Here is a 3825-nt window from a genome sequence, read left to right on the forward strand (position 1 = left end):
CTTCCACCCGGACTTCCTGGCGCGCTGGGCGGAGCTTGGCACCATCCGGTTCATGGACTGGATGCGTACCAACGGCTCCAAGGTGGCAACCTGGGAGGACCGGCCCCGGCAGGACGACGCCACCTGGACCGAGAGGGGCGCACCGCTCGAGGTAATGATTGACCTGTGCAACCGCCTGAAGGTCAACCCCTGGTTCTGCATGCCGCACCTGGCCGACGACGAGTACGTTCGGCAGTTCGCCGAGCAGGTGAAGCGTGACCTTGACCCGTCGCTCACCGTGTACGTGGAGTACTCCAACGAGGTGTGGAACAGCATCTTCGAGGCGACGAAGTACTGCAATGAGCGGGGTATGGAGCTGGGCCTGGCGGAGAAGCCCTGGGAGGCAGGCTGGCGCTACGGGTCAATGCGGTCGGTGCAGATCTTCGCGATCTGGGAGGACGTGTTCGGCGGCACCGAGCGGTTGGTGCGCTGCATGGCGACGCAGGCGGCGGTGCCGTTCGTGTCCGAGGCGAAGCTGTCCTTCCAGGACGCCTGGCAGCACTGTGACGCGCTGGCGGTGGCGCCCTACTTCGGCATGGTCCTCAGCCCCAGGAGCACACCCACGAGCGATGAGGTGGCCGCGTGGAGCGTCGAGCAGGTGCTGGATCACCTGGAGCAGGTGTCGCTGCCGCAGGCCATCGGGAACATCGCCAAGCAGAAGCAGGTCGCGGACAAGTATGGTCTGCGGCTGGTGGCCTACGAGGCCGGCCAGCACGCCGTGGGCGCCGGCGGGGGAGAGAACAACGATGCGCTCACCGCCCTGCTGCAGGCGGCCAACCGCCACCAACGCATGGGCGTGATGTACACGCTCTGCCTCGACGCGTGGCGCGACGCGGGCGGGGACGTCATGTGCATGTTCTCCTCGGTCGGGCGCTGGAGCAAGTGGGGGTCGTGGGGGCTTGTTGAGTACGTGGACGACGACACGCCCAAGTACCGCGCGGTCCTGGACTGGAACCGGGCCAACCCCGTCGCCCCCGCTGAGTGAGCCCGTCCCTCCCGACAACGCATGCCGGCGCCACTTGGGGTGTCGGCCGCGAGTTGGCCGAGATGACCATTGGCGGTCGGCGCCGAACTCCGCATGCGTCCGCACCGCCCGGCGGTGGGCACAGCACCAACGGCATGACAGCGACGAGCCAACGACAATGGCGGGAAGCCTGCCTGACAGGCTGAAGGCTCTCACTGCCGGTGGCACCAAGACGGGGGCAAGACCAAGAGGCCGCAAGTACCACATAGGGACTGGTATCACGAACGGCGGCAGGTCAACAGCCTGACGTCGCTGAATCCATGACATCAGTTGGGCAGGGCGACGAGACGCGAGGAAGGCAACAGCATGGCGCAGGTCAGCGATCGGACCACAACGCGCCGGGAGGCCATTCGCGATCGCGCGTTGTCGCTGGAGAGCAGCATTCCGCGCGGAGTGCGCCTGGCGCTGGTAACTGAGTCTTACCAGCAGACCGAGGGGCAGCCCGAGATCATCCGCCGGGCCGTGGCGCTGTCGCATTACCTGCGGAGCCTGCCCATCCACATCTTCCCCGAGGACAGGATGGTGGGACTGCCGCAGGGCCGGGCCGTTACCCACCAGGGCCTCAGCGAGCATGACCGCGACTGGTGGGTGGCCGCTGACTACCCCGAGTATCGATTCCCCGCGCATGCCGCCGAGCACGAGGACACGCCCGAGCAAGCGCGGCGGGACATCGAGTGGTGGCGCGAGCATCGCGTCACCCATCCTGATCCGCTCAATGACTCACCGCGCGCGGGCGCCATCCGTGCCGCGCACAGTGCCGGGCTCTTTGTTGCGAGCGGCTCGCCCATCGGGCACGCCCTGCCGGGGCACTGGTGGATATTGCAGGTGGGTCTCGGGCACGTCGCCACCGACGCCGCCGCGCGCGCGCGGGCCGCTGAGGATCCTGATCGTCGCGACACCTGGCAGGCCATGGCTATCGCGGCCGAGGCGGGCATTGCCTACGCGGAGCGCTACGCCGCGCTGGCCCGGGATCTGGCCGCAGACGCCGACGACCCAGTGCGCCGCGCTGAGCTGATCGCCATCGCCGGAGCCTGCGAGTGGACCCCGCGCAACCCTCCGCGCAACTTCCGCGAGGCGCTGCAGTGCATCTGGCTGGTGCACCGTGTTGAGGAGATGGAGCAGGGCGATGGCCAGCCCACCACTCACTGTTTCGGCCGCCTCGACCAACTCCTGTTTCCATATCTCGAGCGCGACCTCGCCGCCGGGGAGATGACCCGCGAAGATGCGAAGGAGCGGTTGCGCGAGCTCTACCTGAAGCTCTATCGCTACTACACCGACCAGCACATCATGCTCGGCGGGATGGGCCCTGACGGTGGCGACGCCACCAACGACATCTCGCGCATGATGCTGGAGATCGCCGCCGAGGAGCGGCTGCTCATCGACCTCGGAGTGCGCGTGCACGCCGGAACGCCCGACTGGTTCTGGCGGCAGGTCGCCGAGGTCAGCGCCCTGAACCTCGGACTGTCAGTCTTCGGGGACGAGGCGATCATCCCGGGCCTGGAGCGACTGGACATCGAGACGCGCTGGGCGCGTGACTACTCGATCGTCGGCTGCGTGGAGACGGTCATCGCGGGTTACACGCCCCCGCGCACCCTCGAGCACAGCCTCAGCCCGCTCAAGTGCGTCGAGCTTGCGCTCAACGACGGACGCTGCGCTCTGACCGGTGGGCAGATCGGTCCGCGAACTGGCGACCCGTCGAACTTTGGTGATATGGCTGCGGTCTGGGACGCTTTCTCCGAGCAGATGCGCGCCGCTGTTGACCTCTGCGTGGAGGCGACGATCGTCGGCGAGCGCCGCAACCTGGCGACCGTCTGGCTGCCCTTCCAGTCATGCACCTATCCGGACGCGCTCGAAAAGGGCATCGAGGTCACCCACGGCGGGGCCGCTCGTAACGTGGCGGGCGTGGCGATGGTCTGCGTCGCCAACGCCGCCGACAGTCTGGCCGCCATCGAGCACGCGGTCTTCGCCCAGCGCCTCGTGTCCATGGCCGAACTCGTGGCAGCGCTGCGCGCTGACTTCGAGGGCCATGAGCCGCTGCGCCAGCGGCTGCTGCGCGCAGCGCCCAAGTACGGCAACGGGATCGAGGCTGCCGACAAGTGGGCCCGGCGCATCGTCGAACTATACGCCAGCGAACTGGGCCGCTACCGCAACTTCTTCGGCGAGCCGTGGCTGCCCATGGTCTTCGGGATGCCGGTGGGCAGCACGCTGACCTTCGCGAGCAGGACCGCTGCCACGCCTGACGGCCGCCACGCCGGGGACCCGATCGCCAAGGGCATGGCACCTGTGCCCGGCGCGGACCGGTCCGGGCTGACCGCCACGCTGCGCTCGATCGCCGCCTGCGATCACTCGCTGCTGTGCGGCGGAACCACCTGCGTCGTGGACGTCCACTCCTCGGCGCTGGCCGGCGAAGACGGAGCCGAGAAGCTCGCGCATCTGCTGCGCACCTTCTTCGCGATGGGCGCGTCGAACATCGGCATCAACGCCATCAGCGCCGAGGCCCTGCGCGAGGCGCGCTGCGACCCGGCGAGCTACCGATCGCTGTCGGTGCGCATCTTCGGGTACTCCGACTACTTCGTGAACCTCGACGCCGACATCCAGGACTACCTGATTGAGCGCGCCGGGCACGGCCAGGCCTGAGGTGACAGCGACATGCCCGCAGGCGACACCGGCGTGATCTTCGACATCAAGCGCTACGCGGTGCACGACGGTCCCGGCATCCGGAGCACGGTCTTCCTCAAGGGCTGCCCGCTGCGCTGCGCGTG

Annotated in this window: 2 protein-coding genes; both read left to right on the forward strand. The window is 68.2% G+C overall.

The genetic code is table 11. The features are described 5' to 3' along the window. Positions 1–1024 (forward strand): hypothetical protein (locus tag VM221_08595; protein ID HUT74877.1); only part of this gene is annotated, 1024 nt, incomplete at its 5' end. Positions 1025–1369: 345 nt separating this feature from the next. Then, positions 1370–3700 carry a pyruvate formate lyase family protein gene (locus VM221_08600; GenBank protein HUT74878.1) on the forward strand — a complete coding sequence of 777 codons (2331 nt, stop codon included), beginning with the start codon at positions 1370–1372 and terminating at the stop codon, positions 3698–3700. Positions 3701–3825 lie beyond the last annotated feature (125 nt).

The sequence above is a fragment of the Armatimonadota bacterium genome (genome assembly GCA_035527535.1).
Classification (GTDB): Bacteria; Armatimonadota; Hebobacteria.